We start from the raw sequence: 24400 nt of genomic DNA on the forward strand, positions 1-24400 counted from the left end.
CGACAAGACATCGCCCAACGAGGAGAAATGACCCATGACTGGCAAAATCACCGCGCTTGACCTTGGCCAGGGAGAGCTGAGCGAGGCGACGAAAACCTATTTCGCCAAATGCGAGGAGAAGCTCGGCCTCGTCCCCAACGTGCTGCGCGCCTACGCCTTCGACGACAAGAAGCTGCGCGCTTTCACCGACATGTACAACGATTTGATGCTGGGTGATTCCGGCCTCTCGAAGCTGGAGCGCGAGATGATCGCGGTCGCCGTCTCCTCGATCAATCATTGCTACTATTGCCTGACCGCGCATGGCGCGGCGGTACGTCAGCTGTCCGGCGACCGGGCGCTCGGCGAGATGATGGTGATGAATTTCCGCGCCGCCGATCTTTCGCCCAAGCAGACCGCAATGCTCGAATTCGCCGTCAAGCTGACGGAAGAACCGGCTGATATCGTCGAGGCTGATCGGGCGGCACTTCGCAAAGCCGGCTTCACCGACCGCGACATCTGGGACATCGCCTCGACCGCGGCCTTCTTCAACATGTCGAACCGGGTGGCGGCGGCAATCGACATGCGGCCGAACGATGAATACCACGCCATGGCGCGATGAGGCGCAGCAGCTGGGGCCAGGTCGGGTGTTATATTAGCAGTTTCGCATTCTCGTTGCTTGTTTGCCGGTTTGGTCCGATGATCGGCAGGCGGCATGACCGCATGCCGGTTCGATGCCGCTCACCAAGGGAGGAGAACATGGCGAAGTATCTCTACGTCTATCATGGCTCGGGCAAGATGCCGACCGACGAGGCCGAGCGGAAGGCCGCAATGGACGCCTGGAACGGCTGGTACGGCAAGCTCGGCTCGGCCGTGGTCGACGGCGGCAATCCGGTCGGCATGTCGAAGATGGTGCTGCCCGGCGGCAAGGTCGAGAACAATGGCGGCAGCAATCCGACCGCCGGCTACACGATCGTCGAAGCAAAAGACATCGACGACGCCGTAGCCAAGGCCAAGGATTGCCCAATCCTGATGGACCCGGGTTTCAGCGTCGAGATCGCGCCGATCATTGAAATGATGTGACGCGGCGTTTGTTTAAGCATGATCTCTCCTGCCGAAGGTCAGCGAAGCAAAAAAACGGTTCCCGCTTTTCGCTGACGCGGTCCTTCGGTTCGGGAGCATGTCCTAGGATCGCGCCGCGATGGCCGCCGCCGCGCCGGCCATCGTCGTGGCGCTGACGCGGTTGGCGATCTTCATGGCGCGCTTGCTCTTCAAAAGCTTGCGCGCCTGTGATGCAGCGAGCACCCAGGCGAGATCGATGGCGACCAGTACCACGGCCATGGTCGCCGTCAGCTCGACCCACCCGACGATGCTGACCGAAGCGAGGTCGATGATGGTCGGCAGCAGCGCCAGGTAGAACATCATGATCTTGGGGTTGCCGAGCGTCACCGCCATGCCGGCGAAGAACAGCTTTGCCGGAGAATCCTCGCGCGGCATCTCGCCCTCTTTCGCGTCGACGGGTGCGGTCCACATCTTCCAGGCAAGGTAAGCGAGATAGGCAACGCCGACCCACTTCACGACGACGAAGGCGAAATGGAAGGTCTGCGCCACCACAGCCAGCCCGAACACCGCCAGCGACAGCCAGATGCCCTCGCCGATCCACATGGCGAGCAGGAACGGGAACACGTCGCGAAACCCCTTCGAGATGACGCGCGCGACGAGCGCGGCGATCGACGGACCAGGCGAGCCGGCGGCAACGAACAAAGCGGCGGCGAAGATGAGGAGCGATGTAAGGTGCATGGCCAGGGTCTCTGGTTGAAAACCTTCGATATCAGACATTAGCGCAAGTGGCTCAGCTGCGGTAGCACCGACAAAAAGGCGCTTGCCGGTCCGGCATCTCGCGGCTAGAAAGGCCGCCGCGAAACAATTTTGAGCTTCACTTTGCCTACGTAACCGCCGGTCTCGTCAACTCCCCCGACACAAGGCATGACACCGCATTCGCGGTGCCTGTTTTCATTTCCATGTGTTCTTCTGGGCGGCGGTTCGAGACCGGTTTGGCACTGCTGAACCGCGTCGCGCGGCTTTGCCCGTGACACCTGATTTCCAAAAACCGCAGCCTCTCGCCACGCCGTGCCCGCATGGGCATCTCGACATCGCCGGCCTGATGAACTTCCCGACGGGAAGGGCTTATCGGCATGTCTGGACTTCTGCGTATGCACTGGGCGATCGCGCCTACGACCGCACCTCGACCGCTCATCAACTGCAATCGCTGCGGCACTGTGAAGGCCTATTGCAGCAGCGGAAAATTCCGCGTCAACGCCAACGGCAAACGCATCGACGTCTGGCTAATCTACCGCTGCATCGACTGCGACAATTCCTGGAATTTCGGCATTTTCGAGCGCTGCAACCGCCGCGACCTCGAGCCTATGTTGCTGCAGGCGCTCGAAAGCAACGACCCGGCGCTCGCCCGGCGACATGCTTTCGATGTGGTCGCGCTGCGAAACCGGATCGGGCGTGTCGAAGAGTTTCCCGATGTCAACGTTGACAAGCAGAGGCTCGGCGACACAAGGGACGCCGCGACCATGCTGGAACTCCAGCTCAAGCTCGAAATGCCGACATCGCTCCGGCTCGACCGGCTGCTCGCCGGCGAACTCGGCATCTCGCGATCACGGCTTCAGACGCTGGAAGAGAAGCGATTGCTGGTCCTTGGCCGGGACGGGGCGAAGGCCCTGCGCAAGCCGGCCCGCGAGGGGATGATGATTCGCTTCGATCTGTCCGGCGAGGCCGATCGGCAGGCCATCATCTCGGCTGCCGGTGGATGAACGAAAAAGGGGCGGAACACTGGTTTGCTCCGCCCCTCTCGGTTGTTGGAAAAATAGAAAGCTTACGCCGCGCCGACCACCTTGGCCGACTTCTCGAAGCGCTTGCGCTCGTTCGGATCGAGATAGAGCTTGCGCAGCCGGATGGTCTTCGGCGTCACTTCGACCAGCTCGTCGTCCTGGATCCAGGCCAGCGCGCGTTCCAGCGTCATGCGGATCGGCGGGGTCAGCTTGACCGCCTCGTCCTTGCCGGCGGCGCGGATGTTGGTCAGCTTCTTGCCCTTCAGCACATTCACTTCGAGATCGTTGTCTCTGGAATGGATGCCGATGATCATGCCCTGATACACCTTGACGCCCGGGTCGATGACCATCGGGCCACGGTCTTCCAGGTTCCACATGGCGTAGGCCACCGCCTCGCCTTGCTCGTTGGAGATCAGCACGCCGTTGGTACGGCCGGGCAGCTCGCCCTTGTAGGCCTCGTAGGCATGGAACAGCCGGTTCATCACGGCGGTGCCGCGCGTGTCGGTCAACAATTCCGACTGGTAGCCGATCAGGCCGCGCGTCGGTGCGTGGAAGACGATACGCTGACGGTTGCCGCCGGAAGGACGCAGCTCGACCATCTCGGCCTTGCGCTCCGACATCTTCTGCACGACGATGCCGGCATGCTCCTCGTCGACGTCGATGACGACTTCCTCGACCGGCTCCAGCAATTCGCCGTTCTCGCCCTTCTGCATGACGACGCGCGGACGCGACACGGCGATCTCGAAACCTTCGCGGCGCATCGTCTCGATCAGCACGGCCAGCTGCAATTCGCCGCGGCCGGAGACGAAGAACGAATCCTTATCGGGCGATTCCTCGATCTTCAGCGCGACATTGCCTTCGGCCTCGCGCAGCAGGCGGTCGCGGATGACGCGGCTGGTCACCTTGTCGCCTTCGGTGCCGGCCAGCGGCGAATCGTTGACGAGGAACGACATGGTCACGGTCGGCGGATCGATCGGCTGCGCATGCAGCGGCTCGCTCACAGCCGGATCGCAGAACGTGTCGGCGACGGTGCCTTTCGAGAGGCCGGCAATGGCAACGATGTCGCCCGCCTGGGCTTCTTCGATCGGCTGGCGTTCGAGGCCGCGGAAAGCGAGGATCTTGGAGATACGGCCGGTTTCGACCAGCGTGCCGTCATGGTGCAGCACCTTGACCGGCTGGTTCGACTTCAGCGTGCCTGACTCGATGCGGCCGGTGATGATGCGGCCGAGGAACGGATTGGCTTCCAGGATGGTGCCGATCATGCGGAACGGGCCGGGATGCACGGTCGGCGCCGGCACATGCTTGATGACGAGATCGAACAGCGGCGCCAACTGCTGGTCCTTCGGTCCTTCCGGATTTTCCGAAACCCAGCCATCACGGCCTGAACCGTACAGAATCGGGAAGTCGAGCTGCTCGTCGGTAGCATCGAGGGCGGCGAACAGGTCGAACACCTCGTTGACCACTTCGACATGGCGGGCGTCCGGACGGTCGATCTTGTTGATGACGACGATCGGCTTCAGGCCGACCTTGAGCGCCTTGCCGACGACGAATTTGGTCTGCGGCATCGGCCCTTCGGCGGCGTCGACCAGCACGATGGCCGAATCCACCATCGACAGGATGCGCTCGACCTCGCCACCGAAATCGGCGTGGCCGGGGGTGTCGACGATGTTGATGCGGGTATCCTTCCAGTCGACCGAGGTCGCCTTGGCCAGGATGGTGATGCCGCGTTCCTTTTCGAGGTCGTTGGAATCCATGGCGCGCTCGGCGACGCGCTGGTTGTCGCGAAAGGAGCCGGATTGCCGGAGCAATTGGTCGACGAGGGTGGTTTTTCCATGGTCGACGTGCGCGATGATCGCGATATTACGGATTTTCATGTTCAGGTCTCGGAAGCGTTGCAGGCAGCAGGCCAAAAGGCGCTGCCTCTTTCGGTTGCGCGGCTCATACAGGGTTTTTCGCAGTTGCGAAAGAGGAAGCGCGACACCAAATACTCATCAAATCTTAAGCATCTGCGTGTGAGATGATTTTGTTAACCAAGGCGGGAACCTTTCGGGGCCCGGGCAGTTCGAACGTCATGACCGATAAACTCAACCGATTCTGGCCGCTCATAGCGTCCGCAGCCTTTGCCATCCTGCTGGCGGCCAACGCCGCGCAGTCGGCCGCGTCGCTGCGCGAGGCGCGCCCTGTTGCGCAGCCCGACACGCAGACAGCCGAACAGACCTTTGCCGATGCACCCGATGGCGTCGACCCGATGGTGACCGGCCCGGTCAGCGCCGTCTTCAAGCAGCGGCAGGTCAGCGCCAACTGCGACAGTGCCGTGTGGCCGAATATTCCGATGGTCTGCTATCCGGATTAAGATGCCGCGCGCATGACGCGCGCGACACGCTTTTCCAACCGACCGCGCGCTTACGCCGACCGCACCGGGTCGAGCGTGACCTTGTAGAGTTCGTTGTCGTCGCGATCCATCAGCCGCACCGTCATCTGTTCGCTGGCGCCGTTGATGTCGACCAGCCCGAAGAATTGCAGGCCGGCTGAGGGCGGCAGGTTCTGGCCTTGCTCGGCGCTCGGCGCCTTGATGAACTTCAGCTCCGGGCCGAACGTCATGTCGAAATCGTTGGGACCGAACGTGCCGGCGTGGATCGGGCCTGAGACGAATTCCCAGAACGGGTTGAACTCCTGGAACTGCGCCTTGTCCGGGTTGTAGTAGTGCGCGGCCGTGTAATGCACGTCGGCGGTCAGCCAGACGGTGTTGCTGATGCCGGCATTCTTGATGAAGCGCAGCAGGTCGGCAATCTCGAGCTCGCGCCCTTTTGGCAGACCATTATCGCCATTGCTGACCGCTTCGGCGCCGACCTTCTTGGTACCATCGTCCCAGACGACGAGGCCAAGCGGCATGTCGGCGGCGATGATTTTCCAGGTCGCCTTCGAATTCGCCAGTTCGCGCTTCAGCCATTTCGTCTGCTGTTCGCCCAGGATGCGCGATTGTGGCGCCATCTCATCCTGCATATCGGGACCGTTGGGTCCGCGATAGGAACGCATGTCGAGGAAGAACACGTCGAGCAGAGGCCCGTAGGCAATCTTGCGATAGACGCGGCCGGGCTCGGACGGTTCGTAGCGGATCGTCGTCATTTCATGGAAGGCGCGTGCCGCACGGGCCGCCAGCACGTGGATGGATTTCTCCGTGTAGCGATTGTCGGCGCTGAGGTCCTTCGAATCCGACCAGTTGTTCAGCACTTCGTGGTCGTCCCACTGGTAGAAGGTCGGGCAGATGGCGCTGAGGCCGAGCACGTTCCTGTCCATCATGTTGTATTTCCACTGGTCCCGGTATTCGTCCAGCGTCTCGGCGACCTTGCGCTTGCCGTCGATCAGCACGACGTTCTTCCACTTGCCGCCGCCCGGCAGGTCGACCTCGTCCTTCATGGCGCCGTCGGCATAGATGGTGTCACCCGAATGCAGGAAGAAGTCGGGCGTGTGCTTGCCGATCGTGGCGTAGGTCTTCATGCCGGTCTCGTCGATGCCCCAGCCCTGGCCGGCGGTGTCGCCCGACCAGGCAAAGCGGATGTCGCGTTTCGAGGCCGGCGCCGTCCTGAAGCGGCCGGTGATCGGCTCGGAAACGGCGTTGATGTCGGCGAGATCGGCTGATGTCATGCGGTAGAAGATGTCCTGATCGGAAGCGAGGTCGGTGAGCAGCCGCTTGACCGTGTAGTCGCTGGCCGGCGAGGTATCGAGCGGCGCCAGGCGTGTCGCATTGGCGAAATTCTCCGTCGACGACACCTCGAACATGACGCGCGACGGGCGGTCGGTGCGCGTCCACACCATGCCGCTGGTTGCGTCGACATCGCCTGACTGGACGCCATGGGTGAAGGCCGGCCGCTGGTTGGCGCGCGAATAGTAGGGCAGCGCCAGGCTCGAAACGCCGGCCAGGCCAACGGCGCTGGCGGAGGTGACGAAGGCGCGGCGGGTCATCGAGAGCTTGTTCATGGCTGTCTCCTGGATGGCTTGAACGGTGCCACCAAGGTCCAGCGTCAATGTTTCAGGCACATCTCGGGATGATGAAGTTTTGATAACAATGAACAGATGATCTCCCCCCTCGAGGGGGAGATGGCCGGCAGGCCAGAGGGGGTCGGTCCGACGGGGCTCGGCCCTTTGTCGCAGACGCAGGAGGTCGGCGTTCCACGTGAGACGACCCCCTCTGTCGCCTTCGGCGACATCTCCCCCTCAAGGGCATATGCGCTAAGATAGGTGTTGCAGTGGGGAATCGGTTGTGATTCTACGCTGCGATGACTCACGAATCGCTTGTAGATGACGGCTGGGCCGAGACGATTGAGCTCCTCGGCGGTGAAGAGTTGATTGCAGGGAGTGCCCGCGAGACGAAGGCGTTTCTGCGGCCGCGGGGCGTCAGGTCGGCTACTGATCTGTTGCGCCTGACACTGGCTTACTGCCTTGGCAAGGTGGGCATGCGGGGCGTCGTGGCCTGGGCGGCGGCAAGCGGGATCGCCGACATCTCGGACGTGGCGTTGCTCGGCCGGCTGCGCAATGCAGGGCCGTGGCTGCAGCAGTTGATCGGGCACCTTTTGAAGCGCGAGGAGGAAGGCTTGCCTAAGGGCCGGCTGATCCGCATCCTCGATGCGACATCGGTTGCCAAGGCGGGTGTGCATGAGAAGAAGAACAATGGCCTTTGGCGTATGCACTGCGCCTTCGATCTTGAGCGCGAGCAGTTCGATTTCCTCGAGATCACCGACCAGAGCGAGGCCGAGCTGATCGACCGCGTGCCGGTGGTGCCGGGCGAGATCCGCATCGGCGACCGCGCCTATCTGCAGGCCGAGCGGATCGCAAAGGTCATGGCGCAAGACGGCGACGTTGTCGTGCGCGCGCCGTGGAAGAATGTGCGATGGCTCGACGCCAACGGCAAGGCGTTCGATCTCATCGGCCACCTGAAGAGCTGCCGGGAGGAGGTCATCGAAACGCCTGTCTGGCTGGGCCTCAAGAAGGGCGAGCCCCTGAAGATGCGCCTGATCGCCTTGCGCAAATCCGAGGCTGCGACACAAGAAGCGCGGCGCAAAATCAACAAGGAAGCCAAGGCCAAGGGCAAGCAGGTTCAACCGGAGACGCTGATTGCCGCCGGCTTTGTCATCCTTGTGACCTCGCTTGACCAGGAGGAGTTTCCCTCCGGCACAGTTCTCAAGCTCTATCGCATGCGCTGGCGCATCGAGCTCGCCTTCAAGCGTCTGAAGAGCCTGATCGGACTGCGCGCGCCTCCAGCCAAAGACCCAAGGATCGCAAAGCCTTGGATTCTTGCCCACTTCCTCATCGCGCTTGTGACCGAACCCCTTTCGCAGGAGTTGGGTGTCTCTCCCCCTTGAGCGACGGGCGCCCGCTGCTGTGGCGCGCCACCCGCCAGATCGTCGCCTCTCTGATCGCAGCGATCTTTGCTCAACCTCCCTTGGCAGCCCTGCGCCAAAATCTCCATGCCTTGCGACATCGATGGCGTGAGCCACCACGAAAGCGCAAATTTCAGTCCATGCCGAAGCTATCTTAGCGCATATGCCCTCAAGGGGGGGAGATTAGCGCTCCGCCGCTGCGCCTAAGCCGCCTGCGGCTCCGGCTCAAATGCCGGCTTGCTTGTGTTGATCAGCAGCGAGATACAGGCGGCGGCGATGGCAGTCATGCCGGCAATCAGGAAGGCCAGCTCATAATTGCCCTGCAGCTCACGCATGGTGCCGCCGAAGGCTGCGGCAGTGGCCGCACCGATCTGGTGGCCGGCGACGATCCAGCCGAACACGATCGGCCCGCTGCGATCGCCGAACGCCTCATTGGCGAGCCTCAGCGTCGGCGGCACGGTGGCGATCCAGTCGAGGCCGTAGAGCACGGCGAAGATGATCAGGCTGGTCGCCGAGAAGCCGGAATAGGGCAGATAGATCAGCGACAGGCCACGGATGCCGTAATAGACGCCGAGCAGCTTGCGCGGGTCGTAGCGGTCGGTGAGCCAGCCCGACAGTGTCGTGCCGATCAGGTCGAAAATGCCCATCATCGACAGCAGCCCGGCGGCCTGCACCTCGCCGATGCCCATGTCGCCGCAGAAGGCGATCAGATGCGTGCCGACCAGCCCGTTGGTGGTGAAGCCGCAGACGAAGAAGGTGGCGAACAGGTACCAGAACACCCTTGTGCCGGCGGCGCGGCGCAGCGTGTTGAGCGTATGCGCGAGGAAATTGCCTTGCGACGCGGGCGATGTCGGCGGCACGTCGTCCGCCTCGGCGCCATAGCGCACCATGCCGATCGATGCCGGACGCTCCGGCACCAGCAGCCAGACCAGCGGTATCAGAGCCGCGGTGGCGATCGCCACCGCAATGACGACCGGTTGCCAGCCACCCGACTGCGCCAACGCGGCGATCAGCGGCAGGAACACCAGCATGCCGGAGGCGCTGGAGGCCGACATCAATCCCATGACAAGGCCGCGATTGGTCTTGAACCAGCGATTGACGATGGTGGCGCCGAGCACGCTGGCGACAGCGCCGGAACCGATGCCCGAGAACACGCCCCAGGTGATGAAAAGATGCCAGGGCTTGGTCATCAGCAGGCTGAGCGCGGTCGAACCCGACATCACCACCAGCGAGGCCAGCAGCGTGCGACGCAGTCCGATCCGCTCCATCAGCGCTGCGGCAAATGGCCCCGTGAGGCCATAAAGCAGGATGCCGACACCGGCGGCCAGCGAGATGATGTCGCGCCGCCAGCCGAAACTGTTCTCGAGCGGCAGCATCATGACGGCGGGAGCGGACCGCAGGCCGGCCGCGACCAGCAGGCTAAGGAAGATGACGCCAACCACGACGAAAGCGTAGCGCTGGCCAAATGGGCGGGATTGAGCTACCATGTTACTGACCGGTACGTTGCAGGGTGGGAACATGTATACGTACCGATCGGTAACATTGTCAATCGAGTCACACGATGCCAACGGACAAAAATATTGATCTGACCATCAGCGACGGTCATGCATCGGCGCCGCCGAAGGCCGCCAAGAAAATCCTCGATGTGGCGTATGATCTGTTCTACCGGCGCGGCATCCGGGCGATCGGCGTCGACGAGATCGTCAAACGGGCAGGCGTCACCAAGCCCAGCCTCTATCGCAGCTTTCCGTCCAAGGATGAACTGGCCGCTTCCTATCTCAGGCAATACGATCTTGAATACTGGGAGCGTTTCGACGAGGCCGTTGCCGCTCATCCCGGCGACCCGCGCGCGCAGATCAAGGCTTTTCTGACCCGCATCGGCAAGCGCACGCAAGTGGCGGACTATCGCGGCTGCGGCATGACCAACGCGGCGGTCGAATATCCCGACCACAGCCATCCGGCCCGCGTGGTCAGCGAGGCCAACAAGCAGGAACTGCGCCGCCGCCTGCGCGCCATGGCGGTTGCGATGGGCGCGCAAGACCCTGACACGCTCGGCGACGGCCTGCTGCTCTTGATCGAAGGCGCCTATATCAGCGGTCAGCTGTTCGGGCTCGGCGGCCCCGCGCAAGCGGTCGCTCGCAACGCCGACCTGCTGATCGAAGCCAGCTTGAAGAAATAGCGACAGGCGATACGCTAGGACAACCTCCAACGGAGATGTCCCGCGATGCGTAGCCTGCTGATTCCGCTCATCCTCGCCGGCTTCTGCCAGGCTGCACATGCCGACGGCATTGCAAGCGCCTACACCGATCTCGACTCGAAGAAGGACTGCGTGACCTACGGGCAGGCCGAGGAAGGCGACGGCGACTGGGCCGAACTCGCCTGTTCGGGCTATCGCGGTTACCCCGTGCTGATCGCCTATGACGACGCTCGTGAATCGCTGTTCTACGGCTTTCCGCCCGGCGGCGACATGACAACGGTGTGGGAGAGTTTTTCCGGTTTCAATTCGTCCGGAGCCAAGATCGAATGGCGCATCGAAACCAAGGGCGAGACCGCAGTGCCCTTTGCCGCCATCCACCGCCGCTCGATCAGCAATCCCGAGGACGAGAAAAAGCCGACCGAAGTGCTGCTCGTCGCCAAGGTCGGCCAGATGGAGGCCCGCGACGGCTGCACCGTCGGCCTGGTGGTGGCCACGGGCAATCCCGCCGCCAACGATCAGGCGCGCAAGCTTGCCGACGACAAGGCCCGGACCTTCGCCTGTGGCAAGGACAGGCGCACTGTCATCGGCAACGTGCCGGCTTTCGGCCGGGTCGATAACTGACCGGTCGGGCTACTTGCTCGCCTTGGCCCGCTCGATCGCGTCGACGATCATCTTCTTGGCATATTTGGAATCATGCCAGCCTTCGATCTTGACCCATTTGCCGGGCTCGAGATCCTTGTAGTGCTCGAAGAAGTGCTGCACCTGCTGGCGCGTGATGTCGGGCAGCTGGGTGTATTCGGTGACGTTCTCGTAGCGCAGCGTCAGCTTCGGTGACGGCACGGCGATGATCTTCTCGTCCTGGCCGGCATTGTCTTCCATGATCAGCACGCCGATCGGCCGCACATTGATGACGCAGCCCGGCACCAGTGCGCGCGTGTTGCAGACCAGCACGTCGATCGGATCGCCGTCGCCCGACAGCGTGTGCGGCACGAAGCCGTAATTGCCGGGGTAGCGCATCGAGGTGTGCAGGAAGCGGTCGACGAACAGCGTGCCGGCCTCCTTGTCCATCTCGTACTTGATCGGCTCGCCGCCGATCGGCACCTCGATGATGACGTTGACGTCCTCAGGCGGATTCTTTCCGCTGGCTATGGCTTCAATGCGCATGGCTTTATCCCTCTCTCGATGGACGATCGATAGCGGGCGGCGCGTCATGGTGCAATGCGGCGAATGGTGCTGGGTGCGATCGGGACGCCCAATGGCCGAAAGGCCGGGCTGTCATTCCCAGACGAAAGCGACCTTCTTCAGCGCCTTCTGCTCGAAGATCTCGACGCCCTCGGCGACATCGCGGCCGCCGGCGCCGGCATAGAAGGCAAGCGCGTTCTGGTTGTCCTCCAGCGCCCACACCACCATGCCTTTCAGCCCGTGATCGGCCAGACGCGCCCTGGCTGCCGCGAACAGGCGGCTGCCGAGCCCGATGCCCTGATATTCCGGGCGCAGGTACAATTCGTAGATTTCGCCTTGCTGGCGCAGCTCACGGGCGCGGTTCTTGCCGATCGTCGCATAGCCGGCGATCTTGCCGCCGATTTCGACGACCAGAACGGTGGCGGCGCGGCGAATCGCATTCGCCCACCAGTCGGCGCCGCGTCGGTTGATCATCGATGTCAGGGTACGGTGCGGAATGATGCCGGAATAGGCGCCGCGCCAGGCCTCCAGATGCACCTCGGCGATGGCACCGGCATCGCGTGGGTCGGCCTTTCTTATGTCGATGGTCAGCGTATTCATGATTTGTTAACCATAAACCCGCATCGCCCGATTGCAAGAGTCCGGGCGGCCCGCCGACCGCTTTCTCACAGGCGATCACCGCCTCGGTGGAAGGCCTTCAAAGTCTCTCTGGAAAACTCAGATTTCGACCAAATGGTCGTCCAACTCGTTGCTGTCGCCCGCCGTGACCGGGAAATGCTCGGCCAGCACCGCCCCCACCTGCTCGATGGCCTTGATGAAGCCGTCGGCAAGCCGGTCGTCGCCGGCATGCGCGGTAAGGTCGCGCACGACACCATCCCATACATGCTGGCCGACCTTGGCGTCGATGCCCGAATCGGCAACCACTTCGGCATAGCGTTCGGCGATCGAGACGAAGACCAGCACACCGGTGCGCGCCGTGGTGCGGTGGACGTTGCGGGCGAGGAACTGCTTGACCGCATTGGCGTGGGCCGCCTGATAGCGCAGCCGCCTCAGCACCAGATGGATGCGCAGACCGGGCAGCGCCCACAACAAGGCCAGCACGCAGGCCAGCGCCAGGAGCTGGGCGAGGACGAAATGCGGCAGCCGGATCGACAGCCACCAGGCCTCCAGCCCATAGCCGACGGCCAGACTGACGACCAGCATGCCTACCGTCGCCATGAAGGCCGCCGGAAAGAAATAACCGTCGCTCGCATGCGCCACGACGCAGTAGATCTCGCCGTCGGTTTTCGATTCGGCGGCCCGGATCGCGGTGGCGATGCGCTCATGATCCTGCGGGCTGATCGGTCGTGTTGCCATGATCTGTCTCACCAGCTTCCTGAAGAACCGCCACCACCGGATGAGCCACCGCCACCGGAAAACCCGCCGCCGCTGCTTGACCCCGAAGACCAGCCACTGCTCGAGCTTCCCGACGACCAGCCGCTGCCCGACGACGAACCCGTTGTCCAGCCGCTGCTGCCCGAGGAGCCACTCGGTCCGCGACCGTAACGAAACGTCATGCCCAGCCATTTGTACACGCCCGGCGACAGCTTTGTGCCGAACATCGGCGGCAGGAACGCCATTGCCATGCCGCCGAAGAACATCGTCGCCCACAGGATCAGGAACACCGCTACGATCGGGTCGAAGGGCGTGCTGTCATCGGCGGGATTGCGCTTGCCCCGCGCTTCCAGTTCTTCCGGATTGCCTTCCAGCACCATGACCATGTCGTCGACGGCCTTGGCTATGCCGCCGGAGAAATCGCCGGCGCGGAAGGCCGGCACCATGTCGTTTTCAATGATCAGCTTGGTGTGCAAGTCGGTCAGCGTGCCTTCCAGCCCGTAGCCGACCTCGATGCGCATCTTGCGGTCGTTCTTCGCCACCAGCAAAAGCACGCCGTTGTTTTCGCTGGCCTGGCCGAGCTTCCAGAAGCGGAACAGCCGGTTGGCGTAAGGTTCGATCTCCTCGCCGTCGAGGCTGGGGATGGTCGCGACGACGATCTGGTCGGAGCCTTTTGTCTCGAAATCGGCAAGCTTCTGCGTCAGCGCCGCCTTGGTCGCCGCATCGATGATGCCGGCATTGTCGACGACACGGCCGGTCAGGGCCGGCAGGTCGGCGGCGAAGGCCGTGAAGCAGGAGAACAGCACGACCACAGCCATCAGGACAACCGAGGCGAAGCGGCCGGGTCCCAACAAGCTGACGATGCGTATCATCATGCCATCACCAGCTTCCTGACGAGCCGCCGCCGCCGGATGAACCGCCGCCGCCGGAAAAGCCGCCGCCGCCGCCACCCGAAGACCATCCGCCGCCGGAACTTCCCGACGACCAGCCGCCACGCGACGATCGGCGGCTTGGCTCGAAGGTCATGCCAAGCCAGCGGTAGCGGCCGGGACCGAGCTTCTGGCCGAAGATCGGCGGCAGCACGGAAACCGCGATGCTGCCGAAGAAGATGATCGCCCATATGCTGATGAAGACGGCGAAGAACAGGTCGTCGGAATCGAAAGGGGCCTGCTGGTTGCGCTCGCCGCGTGCCTCCAGCTCCTCCGGATTGCCTTCCAGCACCATGATCATGTCGTCGACGGCCTTTTCTATGCCGCCGGAGAAATCTCCGGCGCGGAAGGCCGGTACCATGTCGTTTTCGATGATCAGCTTGGTGTGCAAGTCGGTCAGCGTGCCTTCCAGCCCGTAGCCGACCTCAATGCGCATCTTGCGATCGTTTGGTGCAACCAGCAGCAGGACGCCATTGTTTTCCTTCGCCTGGCCGAGTTTCCAGAAACGGAACAGCCGGTTGGCGTAAGGCTCGATCTCTTCGCCATCGAGGCTGGGAATCGTCGCGACGACGATCTGGTCGGAGCCTTTTGTCTCGAAATCGGCGAGCTTTTGGGTCAGCGCCGCCTTGGTCGTAGCATCGATGATACCGGCATTGTCGACGACACGGCCGGTGAGTGCGGGGAGCTCGGCGGCGAAGGCGAGTGGCAGGAAGAGAAAGCTTAGAATGATAGCCAGGAATGTCAGGCTTGCGTTCCTTTGCACCCCCCTCTGTCCTGCCGGACATCTCCCCCTCCAGGTGGGAGATTGGCTGTCGCCACTGACAGCAACCCCTCTGCAGCGTTGAAAATTAGCGAAACCACCGAGGCTGCCGATCTCCCCCCTTGCAGGGGAGATGTCCGGCAGGACAGAGGGGGGTGTGACGGAGCACAAGGCCGACAAGGACCAGGATCAACAGGCGCTCTTCACCCGCCCTGCTTCGTGCCGAAATCGACCTTCGGCGTCTGCAGCTTGTCTTCCTCGATGGTGAAATTGGCGAAGGGCTGGTTGCCGCGGAACCAGAAGGTCGCCCACAGCACCGAGGGGAAGGTCCTCAGCGTCAGATTGTAGTCCTTCACCGCCAGGATGTAGTCGCGCCGCGCCACCGCGATGCGGTTTTCGGTGCCTTCGAGCTGCGCCTGCAGCGCCAGGAAATTCTGGTTGGCCTTGAGGTCGGGATAGTTCTCGACGACGGCCAAAAGCCGCGACAGCGCGCTGGTCAGGCCAGCCTGGCTGTCCTGGAACTTCTTGAAGGCTTCGGGGTCGTTCAGCGTTTCCGGCGTCACCGTGATCTGGGTGGCCTTGGCGCGGGCTTCGACCACCGCGTCGAGCGTGTCCTTTTCGTGCGAGGCATAGCCCTTGACCGTCTCGACCAGGTTGGGGATGAGGTCGGCGCGGCGCTGATACTGGTTCAGCACCTCGCTCCATGCCGCCTTGGCGTTTTCCTCCGCCGTCGGGATGGTGTTGTAGCCGCAGCCGGCAAGCAGCGGCAGCACGATCGCCATCATCAGGAAGGCGGGCAGCCTGCGGAACATGGACGGTGAGGCAAGGCGCTGGGCAAACATGATGGGGTCCCTCGGTAGAAGTTGCATGCGAAGCATTACCACAATCGGCGCGCAAGAAAACCGCCCGACCGGCAGCCGTTTGCCTGGCACGCCCGATGCCGTTGCAAGGCCCTGTGATTGGCTGTGCGAACGCGGTAAGGTTCGATCGAAACGGGACATCATCATGGCGGAACGCCAGGACAGCGACAAGGAATCGCGCCGTATCCTCGAGCGCGTTGCGCGCGAGACGGATCCGGCCGGCAACTCGTTTGTGGCGCGGGCCACGAAAGGCCTGCACGATCACGTCACCGCGGCCGATGCAGATCGTGCCGATCCGATCGAAGTCTGGGGCACCCGCATTGGCCGGACACTCGGCCTGCTGCTGGCGCTGGGCCTGATGGTCTGGCTTGTGCTTTACGTCATCCGGGGCAGTTAGGAATCAAACAACAATGAGCGCCGAACAAACCGACGCGCCGCGTGCGGTCATCGTCATTTCCAGTCATGTCGCACGCGGCTCGGTCGGCAACCGTGCCGCCGTCTTTGCGCTGGAGACCCTGGGCTTCCCGGTCTGGGCGGTGCCGACGGTCATCTTGCCCTGGCATCCCGGCCATGGGCGGGCAACGCGCATCGTGCCGCCGCTCGACCAGTTCAAGGCGTTGATGGCCGATCTCGAGCGCGCGCCATGGCTGGGTGAGGTCGGCGCCGTGCTGTCCGGCTATCTCGGCGAGGCCGGCCAGGCCGAGGCCGTCGCCTCGCTGGTTGCCGCGGTGAAGGCAAGCACGCCTGACGCCGTCTATATCTGCGATCCGGTGATGGGTGATTCAGGCGGCCTCTATGTGCCGGAGCCAACCGCCATCGCCATGCGCGACCGGCTGATGCCGATCGCCGATATCGCTACTCCCAACCGCTACGAACTGGAATGGATGGCCGGCGCTCCTTTGCCCGATCTGAAATCGGTGATCGCGGCCGCACTCCATGCCGGACCATCGACCATGCTGGTCACCTCGGCGCCGTCGATGATGACCGGCGGCACCGGCAATCTCCTGCTCGACGGCAGCCAGGCGCTGCTTGCCGAGCACCGCCTGATCGACAAGCCGCCGAATGGCCTGGGCGATCTGACGGCGGCGGTCTACCTGGCACGCATCCTGTCCGGCCAACCGCCGATCAAGGCGCTGCAATCGACGACGGCGGCAGTCTACGAGATCCTGGCGCGCACCGCCAAGCGCGGCGGTGACGAACTGCAGCTCGAAACCGATGCCCCGAGCCTGTCGCACGCGATGGCGATGGTCCAGCTGCGCCACCTCACACATCCGGGGCGGGACCGCCGGGCGTGACATCGGCCGAGATCGTGCTTGTCGGCGTCGACGGCTGCAAGGCCGGCTGGATTGTCGTGCGGCGCGAACTCGGTTCGACACCTCGTAACCCCGGTTCGACACCCTCCGTCGCGGTCTTTGCCAGCTTCGCCGCTCTGCTTGCATCGCTTCCCCACGACGCGGTCATCGCTGTCGACATGCCGATCGGCCTGCCCGAATTTTCGAGCAAAGGCGGTCGCGGCCCGGAAGCGCTGGTGCGGCCATTGCTCGGGGCACGCCAATCAAGCGTGTTCTCGATCCCATCCCGCGCCGCGCTCTATGCCGATACCAACGACTTCACCACCATCGAAGCCTGGTATGCCGCGCACATCAGGGCAAGCGCGGTGGCCAAGACCACATCCGACCCGCCGCGCGGCGTTTCGATCCAGGCGTTCGGCATTTTTACCAAGATCCGCGAGATCGACGCATTGCTGATCGCGCGACCCGATCTGCGCGGCCGTGTGTTCGAATCGCATCCGGAAGTCGCCTTCTGCCGGCTGAACGGCGACCAAGCCATGCAACTGCCGAAGAAAGTCAAAGGCAGCATCAATCCGGCCGGCATGGCGGAACGCAAGGCGCTGCTCTGCCGGCATGGCTACGAGAAGGGGTTTCTCGACCAACCGCCGCCGCGCGGTGCCGCCGCCGATGATTTCCTTGACGCAGCCGCGATGATGTTGATCGCCGGTCGCATCGCCAGCGGCGAAGCAAGGCCGTTTCCCGACCCGCCAGGCCGAGACAGGTTTGGCATTTCCGTTGCCATCTGGGCGTAACGCTATTGGCCAAGGCTGCGCCCGATGCATGGCATTTATAGCCGGCCCCCATAATTCTGCATTGCTCGCAACGGGCTTTTACCGTTAGAGCCTCTTTTGACCGCAACGAGCTGCCGCCTCCAACCCGGAAAGGCTCCAGACGCCGCCCATGCCCCATCTCCCCGACCACCTTCTCGCCGGCTACCGCAATTTCATGAATGGCCGCTATCTCACCGAGAGCGGACGCTATCGCGAGCTTGCCCGCGAAGGCCAGGCGCCGGAAACGATGATCGTCGCCTGTTGCGACTCCCGCGCCGCCCCCGAAGCGATCTTCGACGCCGGGCCTGGCGAACTCTTCGTGCTGCGCAATGTCGGCAATCTGGTGCCGCCTTACGCACCGGACGGCGAGTTCCATTCGACCTCGGCGGCGCTCGAATTCGCCGTGCAGAGCCTGAAGGTCAAGAACATCGTCGTCATGGGCCATGGCCGCTGCGGCGGCATCCGCGCCGCGCTCGACACCAATTCCGCACCGCTGTCGCCCGGCGACTTCATCGGCAAGTGGATGAGCCTCATCGCACCGGCCGCCGAAACGGTGTCCTCCAGCACCTTCATGACCGCGTCGGAGCGCCAGACCGCGCTGGAGCGCATCTCGATCCGCTATTCCATCGCCAATCTCCGGACCTTTCCCTGCGTCTCGATCCTCGAAGGCAAGGGACGACTGTCGCTGCACGGCGCCTGGTTCGACATTTCGACCGGTGAGCTCTGGGTGATGAACAAGGAGACCGGCGATTTCGAACGGCCGGAGCTGGGATGAACACGGCGGCGCGCAAGGTGGTGAACATCCGGTCGATCGTTTTTACGGCGGCCGCGCTGCTGGTTGCGATTATTGCCGCACGGGCCGATGACCGCGTCCTCATCAGCCGCTGGTATTCGGCACTGCTGGTCGCCGACCGCACCGAATTGTCCGACCTGCTTGCCGACGATGTCCGCATCAAACTCGATGACCTCGGCATTGTTCAAAGCAAGCAGGAATTCATCGCCTCGATCGACGAATGGAAAGGTGCGGTTGCCGGTGCAGAGATTCGGCACAGGATCGAGAAGAGCGAAGGTGGCGTCACCACGGTGGTCGCCTGTTACGATTTCCCCAACAACGACATGCTGATGCAGGAAACCTTCGCGGTGACCGACAACCGCATCACCGCCAGTTCGCAAGCGGCAATCGCCGAAAATTGCGACGGCTTCTGACGAAAACCTGACCGGCGGCGCTGTTGCGCCTTGTGAGGCGTCGCCCTACATCGGTGACGACCTAGCCTTCCCCGTCAACGATCGAAAGACTGTCCATGCCTTCCATAAAAGCCGTCGACCTCGCCGCCCATCCGCTGACCGCGTGGCAAGGGCCGCTGGGCCTGCCGGATTTCACCCGCATCGGCGACGGCGACTTCTCCCCGGTCTTCGACGCGGCGCTGGAGGCGCATGAAGCCGAGATCGAGGCGATTGCCGGCAACAAGGACACACCGACCATCGAGAACACGCTTGCCGCCCTGGAACTCGGCGGCGAAGCGCTCGACCGTGTCTCGTCGATCTTCTGGTGCCGCGTCGGCGCCTACACCAATGACACGATCCAGGCGCTGGAGCGCGACATCTCGCCGAAAATGTCCAGGCATTTCTCAGCGATTTCGATGAATGAGAGGCTGTTTGCCCGCATCGACGATCTCTACCAGCGCCGTGAGAGCCTGAAGCTCGACGCCGAGACCCTGCGGGTGCTGGAAAAGACCTGGAAGGGCTTTGTACGATCCGGCGCGAAACTCGACGCCGACGGCAAGAAGCGGCTGGCAAAGATCAGCGAGGAATTGTCTTCGCTCGGCACCAGCTTCGGCCAGAATGTGCTAGCCGACGAGAGCGACTGGGCACTGTTCCTCAACGAGGCCGACCTTGTCGGTCTGCCGGATTTCCTGAAAAGCTCGATGGCCGAAGCCGCCGAAATGCGCGGCCAGAAGGGCCGCTATGCCGTCACTTTGTCGCGCTCGATCTATGAACCGTTTTCGACCTTCTCCGAACGCCGCGACCTGCGCGAGATCGCCTTCCGCGCCTTCACCATGCGCGGCCAGAATGGCGGCGCCACCGACAACACATCCGTTGTGCGAGACATGCTGAAGCTGCGCGCCGAAAAGGCAAAACTGCTCGGCTACGGCTCCTTCGCCGCGCTGAAGCTCGACGAAACCATGGCCAAGACACCGAAGGCGGTGCACGCGCTGCTTGATCCGGTGTGGGAGAAAGCGCTGGAGAAGGCTGCCGCCGACCAGACCGACCTGCAGCGGCTGGCCACCGCAGCCGGCAGCAACGAAAAATTCGCCGCCTGGGACTGGCGCTTCTACCAGGAGAAACTGCGTGCGGAAAAGTTCGCCTTCGACGAGGCCGAATTGAAACCCTATTTGCAGCTCGACCGAGTCATCGACGCCTGCTTCGATGTGGCGACACGGTTGTTCGGCATCACTTTCGAGGAGAAAAAAGGCATTGCCGCCTGGCATCCGGATGCCCGTGTCTTCGTGGTGAAGAATGCCGACGGCAGCGAGCGCGGCCTGTTCCTCGCCGACTATTTCGCGCGGCCCTCCAAGCGCTCCGGCGCCTGGATGAGCGCGCTGCAATCCGGCTATCGTCTCGGCCATGGTTCGAAGCCGGTGATCTACAACATCATGAATTTCGCCAAGCCGCCGGCCGGCGAGCCGGCTTTGCTCTCGGTCGATGAGGCGAAAACGCTGTTCCACGAGTTCGGCCATGCCTTGCACGGCATGCTGACCGATGTCACCTGGCCTTCGGTTGCCGGCACTTCGGTCAGCCGCGATTTCGTCGAACTGCCCTCGCAGCTCTACGAGCACTGGCTGACCGTGCCGGCGGTGCTGGAAAAGCACGCTTTGCATGTCAAGACCGGCAAGCCGATGCCGAAGGCGCTGCTCGACAAGATGCTGGCCGCGCGGACTTTTGGTGCAGGCTTTGCAACGGTAGAATTCACCGCCTCGGCACTGATCGACATGGCCTATCACGCGCGGCCGGATGCACCGGAAGCGCCGCTTCGTTTCGAAGCCGAAACGCTCGGAAAGCTTGACATGCCGGACACCATCGCCATGCGCCACCGCACCCCGCATTTTGGCCATGTCTTCTCCGGCGACGGCTACTCGGCCGGCTATTACTCCTACATGTGGTCGGAAGTGCTCGACGCCGACGCTTTCGCCGCCTTCGAGGAAACCGGCGATCCCTTCAACCCGGCGCTCGCCGAACGGCTGCGCAAGAACATCTACGCCGCCGGCGGCTCGAAGGACCCGGAAGAGCTGTACACCGCCTTCCGCGGCAAGATGCCGTCGCCCGAAGCGATGATGGCCAAGCGCGGGCTGGTGTAGCGCTGCGTAATCTCCCCCCTCGAGGGGGAGATGGCCGCGAAGCGGCCAGAGGGGGTCGGTCCGACCGGGCTCGGCCCATTGCTGCAGATGGAGGTTGGCGCTTCACGAGAGACGACCCCCTCTGTCGCCTTCGGCGACATCTCCCCCTCAAGGGGGGAGATCACCAGCGTCACCCTTCCAAGGATCAGCCACCCGCGGCCAGATCGGCCGCGTCAGCTTGGTGTAGTTGGTCACCGCCGGATTGCTGGGATACGAACTCGGCGCCGAGACATAGATGATCTCGGCGGCGATCGGCTCGAAGCCGGCATAGAAATGATTGGTCGACTTGATCAGCAGCACGTCCTTGGCCAGCGGATCGACACCGATGTTGGAGAAAATATCCGGCTCGAAAGTCTGCGTGCGATTGGTGTTGAGGATGATGTCGACCTCGGTGCCTTCGAGGCGGACCAGCGCCGTCGGCCCGAGCGTCACGCGGCTTGGCCCGAAACTTTGCCAACCCTCCGCAACCGCCTTCAGCACGCGCACGCGCGCGTCGATCGGCTCGCCGGCCTGCGGCCCGGCCTTGCCGCCGAAGCGCAGGTCGATGACCGCGCCCTCGCCCGCCGCCAGGCAGAAGGTGACCGCGATCGGATCCCAGATTGTCGCCACGCCGAACCTGTCGAGGCCACGCGCCAGCATCTGGCGCAGCACGAAGGTGCCGTCGCCCGGCACACCGCCACCGGGATTGTCCCAGATATCGGCGATGACCACCGGCTTGCCCGGATTCTCGGCGCGCACGGCCAGCGCCCGGTCGATGCCGTCGGCGGTGCTCAGCATGGTCATCGCCGTCTTTTCGCGCAACGCATAAAGCTCCCGCCCCAGCCGTTCCGCCAGCGCGTCGCCCTTGGCCTTGTCATTGTCGGTGACCACCAGGATGCGCGTGCCCATTTCGGCCACGTCGGCCGCCATGAAGCCATGGATGACCGAGACCGACAGCACGCCATCCTTGCCGTGCAGCGCCTTGATGCGGTCGACGAAGGACCGCATCGGCTCGCGGCTGGTCGGCAGCACCTGGATCATGCGGCAGTCGAAGGCCGAGATGACCGGCTTGATCTCACCGCGCGCCGCGGCGAGGCCAAGCTCGACGACATGTTCGCCGCGCTCGTAGAAATCGGTGTGCGGAAATTCGAGGAAGTAGGCGAGGACGTCAGAGGCCGCCACGCGCTTCGGTGTCAGATGGCTGTGCGGATCGAGTTCCACGGCGATCACCACCTCCGGCCCGACCATTGCGCGAACCCGTTCGAGCAGATCGCCTTCGCAATCGTCATAGCCTTGCGCCACCATCGCGCCATGCAGGCCGAGGATGACGGCATCGACCGGCAGCGCCGCCCTGAGCTGGCCGAGAATCTCGTCGCGCAACGCCTCATAGGTCTGCCGCTGCACCAGGCCGCCGGGCTCCGCCCAGGTGGCGGTGCCCTCGATGACATCGAGGCCTTCGGCCGCTGCCCGCCGGCGCAGCGCCACCATCGGCGACGAGCACAGCGTCGGCGTTTCCGGATGCTTGCCGGGGCCGGCATAGAAGGCCATCTCGAATGAGGCCCTGTCGGTCGGCACCGGCGAGAAGGTGTTGGTTTCCGTCGCCAGCGAGGCGGTGAAAATGCGCATGAAAGCTCCGTCTTGAATAGGCGCTACTTGACCGCTCCGAGCGCCAGTCCCCTGACGAGATAGCGCTGCAGCCAGATGAACAGGATCGCCACCGGCGCGGTCGCCAGCAGCGTGGCGGCCATGACGTGATGCCATTCGATGGTATAGCGGCCGGCGACCAGCGAAAACACCTGGATCGGCAGCGTGTAGCTTTCCTGGCTGCGCAGCATGGTGAGCGCCACGACGAATTCGTTCCAGGCATTGATGAAGGTGAAGATCGCGGTCACAGCGATCGCCGGCAGGCAGAGCGGCAGGAACACCTTGCGCAAGGTCAGCCAGCGGCCGGCGCCTTCCATCCAGGCCGCCTCCTCGAGATCGCGCGGGATGGTGTCGAAATAGCTCTGCAGCATCCACACCGTGAAGGCGACGTTGAAGGCCATGTAGATGAAGCCGAGCGCCGTGGTGCTCTCGACCAGGCCCCAGGCCGCCATCAGCCGGAACAGGCCGAGCACCAGCACGATCGGCGAGATCATCTGCGAGATCAGCAGGAACTGGCGCAAGGCGCCGTAGCCGGCAAAGCGGAAGCGCGACATCGCATAGGCCGCCGGAACCGAGATCAGAATGGCGCCGACGGTGGCGATGATCGAGACGTAGAGCGAATTGAGCAGCGCCTGGCCGAAGCCCGTCGCCACCCACATATCGGAGAAGTTGGACCAGCGGAATTCGCTCGGCCACCAGGTCGGCGACAGCACTTCCTGCCTCGGCTTGACCGCGGTCAGGAGCATCACGGCGAAGGGAAAGAGCGTCACCACGATCAGCGGCGCCAGCAGCAGCCAGGCGATGATGGAACGTTTCAGCTTGCTTCTCACGCGCGTTGCTCCCGCATCGCCAGCCGCACATAGATCATGGTGAAGACCAGCAATATGGCGAACATTACCAGCGACACCGCCGATGCTTCGCCGAGTTTGCCGATGCGGAACGCCAGCTTGTAGAGATGGGTGACCAGGATGTCGGTCGAGTTGGCCGGCCCGCCTTGCGTCATCACCCAGATGATCGGGAAGGAATTGAAGACGTAGATGGTGTTGAGCACGATGGCGATGTTGATGAACGGTTTTAAAAGCGGAAAGGTGATCTCGCGGAACTGCTGCAGCGGCGTCGCCCCTTCGAGCGCCGCCGCCTCGTAGAGGTCGTCGGGGATCGACGACAGGCCACCGAGGAAGATCGTCGTCGTGAACGGCACCGTCACCAGGATGCCGATCAGCACCTGCATCGGGAAAGCGGTCTCCGCGCTCGCCAGCCACTGGATGTTGTGGTCGATGAGGCCGAGGCCGATCAGCGCCGAATTCAGCATGCCGCTTTCGCCGCTTAGCGCCCAGCGCCAAACCACCGCGGTCATGGTCAGCGACACCGCCCAGGGCAGCATGATGATGACGCGCGCGATGCCGCGGCCATAGAAATCGGTGTTGAGGATCATCGCCACCGGAATCGACAAAAGCAGCGCGCCGCCGACGACCATCACCGTCCACTGGCCGGTGCGCCAGAGCGCGGCCATGAAATCGGGATCGGCCGTGAGCGCTGCGAAATTGGCGAAATCGTTGAATTCGCGAAGCTGACCGAAGCGGCTGACTTCATGCGTCGAAATCTGGATCAGGTCCCAGACCGGCCAGAAGATGACGACCGCCGCCAGGAACAGGCTGGGCAAGGTCAGGAGATAGGGCAAGAAACGATTTTGCATCGACTGACTTTGTACCCTGTTGCGGGTGGAGATTGGATTGCGCTGGCTTAACAGATTGACTTAATCCCGCCTCGTTCTTCTCAAGGCAC

Annotated in this window: 26 protein-coding genes; 13 read left to right on the forward strand and 13 right to left on the reverse strand. The window is 63.3% G+C overall.

Annotation, left to right across the window (positions count from 1 at the left end; genetic code table 11):
• Window positions 1–34: 34 nt before the first annotated feature.
• Entirely contained in the window at window positions 35–598 is a 564-nt protein-coding gene (locus ACFOJ9_RS31675; protein WP_378984996.1) for a peroxidase-related enzyme, read from the forward strand.
• Between the two features lie 137 nt (window positions 599–735).
• Window positions 736–1059: a hypothetical protein gene (locus tag ACFOJ9_RS31680; RefSeq protein ID WP_352865095.1), complete on the forward strand. Its 324-nt coding sequence runs from the start codon at window positions 736–738 to the stop codon at window positions 1057–1059.
• A 102-nt stretch (window positions 1060–1161) separates the two neighbouring features.
• Here the strand turns inward: ACFOJ9_RS31680 and ACFOJ9_RS31685 are convergent, their stop codons facing one another.
• A complete protein-coding gene (locus tag ACFOJ9_RS31685; protein ID WP_128304079.1) occupies window positions 1162–1776 on the reverse strand; it encodes a LysE family translocator in 615 nt (204 codons plus the stop codon).
• Between the two features lie 395 nt (window positions 1777–2171).
• On the opposite strand from ACFOJ9_RS31685, the gene ACFOJ9_RS31690 reads away from it, so the two are divergent.
• Window positions 2172–2798 carry a DUF1062 domain-containing protein gene (locus ACFOJ9_RS31690; protein ID WP_378984999.1) on the forward strand — a complete coding sequence of 209 codons (627 nt, stop codon included), beginning with the start codon at window positions 2172–2174 and terminating at the stop codon, window positions 2796–2798.
• 62 nt (window positions 2799–2860) lie between these two features.
• Here ACFOJ9_RS31690 and typA read toward each other — a convergent pair whose 3' ends face one another.
• Complete coding sequence (gene typA, locus ACFOJ9_RS31695; protein ID WP_378985001.1) at window positions 2861–4690, reverse strand: translational GTPase TypA; 1830 nt, start codon at window positions 4688–4690, stop codon at window positions 2861–2863.
• 197 nt (window positions 4691–4887) lie between these two features.
• On the opposite strand from typA, the gene ACFOJ9_RS31700 reads away from it, so the two are divergent.
• On the forward strand, window positions 4888–5169 hold the full coding sequence (locus tag ACFOJ9_RS31700; protein WP_378985003.1) for a hypothetical protein: 282 nt from the start codon (window positions 4888–4890) through the stop codon (window positions 5167–5169).
• A 50-nt stretch (window positions 5170–5219) separates the two neighbouring features.
• Here ACFOJ9_RS31700 and ACFOJ9_RS31705 read toward each other — a convergent pair whose 3' ends face one another.
• Window positions 5220–6794 carry an alkaline phosphatase D family protein gene (locus ACFOJ9_RS31705; protein ID WP_378985005.1) on the reverse strand — a complete coding sequence of 525 codons (1575 nt, stop codon included), beginning with the start codon at window positions 6792–6794 and terminating at the stop codon, window positions 5220–5222.
• A gap of 299 nt (window positions 6795–7093) precedes the next feature.
• Between ACFOJ9_RS31705 and ACFOJ9_RS31710 the strand changes: the two genes are divergently transcribed.
• Complete coding sequence (locus ACFOJ9_RS31710) at window positions 7094–8176, forward strand: transposase (protein ID WP_056580349.1); 1083 nt, start codon at window positions 7094–7096, stop codon at window positions 8174–8176.
• 221 nt (window positions 8177–8397) lie between these two features.
• On the opposite strand, the gene ACFOJ9_RS31715 is transcribed toward ACFOJ9_RS31710, so the two are convergent.
• Window positions 8398–9681 (reverse strand): MFS transporter, encoded by a 1284-nt coding sequence (locus tag ACFOJ9_RS31715; protein ID WP_378985007.1) that lies wholly within the window; start codon window positions 9679–9681, stop codon window positions 8398–8400.
• Window positions 9682–9755: 74 nt separating this feature from the next.
• Here ACFOJ9_RS31715 and ACFOJ9_RS31720 point away from each other — a divergent pair, with 74 nt between their 5' ends.
• Both ACFOJ9_RS31720 and ACFOJ9_RS31725 read left to right on the forward strand, forming a co-directional pair.
• A complete protein-coding gene (locus ACFOJ9_RS31720) occupies window positions 9756–10373 on the forward strand; it encodes a TetR/AcrR family transcriptional regulator (protein ID WP_127294145.1) in 618 nt (205 codons plus the stop codon).
• Between the two features lie 45 nt (window positions 10374–10418).
• Complete coding sequence (locus ACFOJ9_RS31725) at window positions 10419–11012, forward strand: hypothetical protein (protein WP_378985009.1); 594 nt, start codon at window positions 10419–10421, stop codon at window positions 11010–11012.
• Window positions 11013–11021: 9 nt separating this feature from the next.
• Here ACFOJ9_RS31725 and ppa read toward each other — a convergent pair whose 3' ends face one another.
• The 6 genes from ppa to ACFOJ9_RS31755 all read right to left on the reverse strand — a co-directional run bounded on the left by ppa (window position 11022) and on the right by ACFOJ9_RS31755 (window position 15478).
• Window positions 11022–11555, reverse strand: a complete 534-nt coding sequence (gene ppa / locus ACFOJ9_RS31730) for an inorganic diphosphatase (protein ID WP_013528997.1) — start codon at window positions 11553–11555, stop codon at window positions 11022–11024.
• Window positions 11556–11666: 111 nt separating this feature from the next.
• Window positions 11667–12173, reverse strand: coding sequence for a GNAT family N-acetyltransferase (locus ACFOJ9_RS31735; RefSeq protein WP_183447375.1), 507 nt, complete (start codon window positions 12171–12173; stop codon window positions 11667–11669).
• A 117-nt stretch (window positions 12174–12290) separates the two neighbouring features.
• Window positions 12291–12929 (reverse strand): TPM domain-containing protein, encoded by a 639-nt coding sequence (locus tag ACFOJ9_RS31740; RefSeq protein WP_378985012.1) that lies wholly within the window; start codon window positions 12927–12929, stop codon window positions 12291–12293.
• A gap of 8 nt (window positions 12930–12937) precedes the next feature.
• On the reverse strand, window positions 12938–13819 hold the full coding sequence (locus ACFOJ9_RS31745) for a TPM domain-containing protein (RefSeq protein WP_378988174.1): 882 nt from the start codon (window positions 13817–13819) through the stop codon (window positions 12938–12940).
• Window positions 13820–13826: 7 nt separating this feature from the next.
• Entirely contained in the window at window positions 13827–14639 is an 813-nt protein-coding gene (locus ACFOJ9_RS31750; protein ID WP_378985014.1) for a TPM domain-containing protein, read from the reverse strand.
• A 200-nt stretch (window positions 14640–14839) separates the two neighbouring features.
• A complete protein-coding gene (locus tag ACFOJ9_RS31755) occupies window positions 14840–15478 on the reverse strand; it encodes a LemA family protein (protein ID WP_378985016.1) in 639 nt (212 codons plus the stop codon).
• A 163-nt stretch (window positions 15479–15641) separates the two neighbouring features.
• On the opposite strand from ACFOJ9_RS31755, the gene ACFOJ9_RS31760 reads away from it, so the two are divergent.
• The 6 genes from ACFOJ9_RS31760 (at window position 15642) to ACFOJ9_RS31785 (ending at window position 20953) form a co-directional block, all read left to right on the forward strand.
• Window positions 15642–15893, forward strand: a complete 252-nt coding sequence (locus ACFOJ9_RS31760) for a hypothetical protein (RefSeq protein ID WP_109665384.1) — start codon at window positions 15642–15644, stop codon at window positions 15891–15893.
• Between the two features lie 13 nt (window positions 15894–15906).
• Entirely contained in the window at window positions 15907–16791 is an 885-nt protein-coding gene (pdxY, locus tag ACFOJ9_RS31765; protein ID WP_378985018.1) for a pyridoxal kinase PdxY, read from the forward strand.
• Entirely contained in the window at window positions 16788–17579 is a 792-nt protein-coding gene (locus tag ACFOJ9_RS31770; protein WP_378985020.1) for a DUF429 domain-containing protein, read from the forward strand. The genes pdxY and ACFOJ9_RS31770 overlap by 4 nt, the downstream gene beginning before the upstream one ends.
• A gap of 148 nt (window positions 17580–17727) precedes the next feature.
• Window positions 17728–18372, forward strand: coding sequence for a carbonic anhydrase (locus ACFOJ9_RS31775; protein WP_378985022.1), 645 nt, complete (start codon window positions 17728–17730; stop codon window positions 18370–18372).
• Window positions 18369–18803: a nuclear transport factor 2 family protein gene (locus ACFOJ9_RS31780; RefSeq protein WP_378985024.1), complete on the forward strand. Its 435-nt coding sequence runs from the start codon at window positions 18369–18371 to the stop codon at window positions 18801–18803. The genes ACFOJ9_RS31775 and ACFOJ9_RS31780 overlap by 4 nt, the downstream gene beginning before the upstream one ends.
• A 95-nt stretch (window positions 18804–18898) precedes the next feature.
• Complete coding sequence (locus ACFOJ9_RS31785; protein WP_378985026.1) at window positions 18899–20953, forward strand: M3 family metallopeptidase; 2055 nt, start codon at window positions 18899–18901, stop codon at window positions 20951–20953.
• 147 nt (window positions 20954–21100) lie between these two features.
• Here ACFOJ9_RS31785 and ACFOJ9_RS31790 read toward each other — a convergent pair whose 3' ends face one another.
• The 3 genes from ACFOJ9_RS31790 to ACFOJ9_RS31800 are packed head-to-tail and all read right to left on the reverse strand — an operon-like array spanning window position 21101 to window position 24311.
• Window positions 21101–22597 carry a M81 family metallopeptidase gene (locus ACFOJ9_RS31790; RefSeq protein ID WP_378985028.1) on the reverse strand — a complete coding sequence of 499 codons (1497 nt, stop codon included), beginning with the start codon at window positions 22595–22597 and terminating at the stop codon, window positions 21101–21103.
• Between the two features lie 23 nt (window positions 22598–22620).
• Window positions 22621–23445: a carbohydrate ABC transporter permease gene (locus ACFOJ9_RS31795; protein WP_378985030.1), complete on the reverse strand. Its 825-nt coding sequence runs from the start codon at window positions 23443–23445 to the stop codon at window positions 22621–22623.
• On the reverse strand, window positions 23442–24311 hold the full coding sequence (locus ACFOJ9_RS31800; protein WP_378985032.1) for a carbohydrate ABC transporter permease: 870 nt from the start codon (window positions 24309–24311) through the stop codon (window positions 23442–23444). Before ACFOJ9_RS31800 ends, ACFOJ9_RS31795 begins: the two co-directional genes overlap by 4 nt.
• Window positions 24312–24400: the final 89 nt, after the last annotated feature.

This window comes from Mesorhizobium cantuariense, from assembly GCF_042647205.1.
GTDB classification, from domain to species: domain Bacteria; phylum Pseudomonadota; class Alphaproteobacteria; order Rhizobiales; family Rhizobiaceae; genus Mesorhizobium; species Mesorhizobium cantuariense.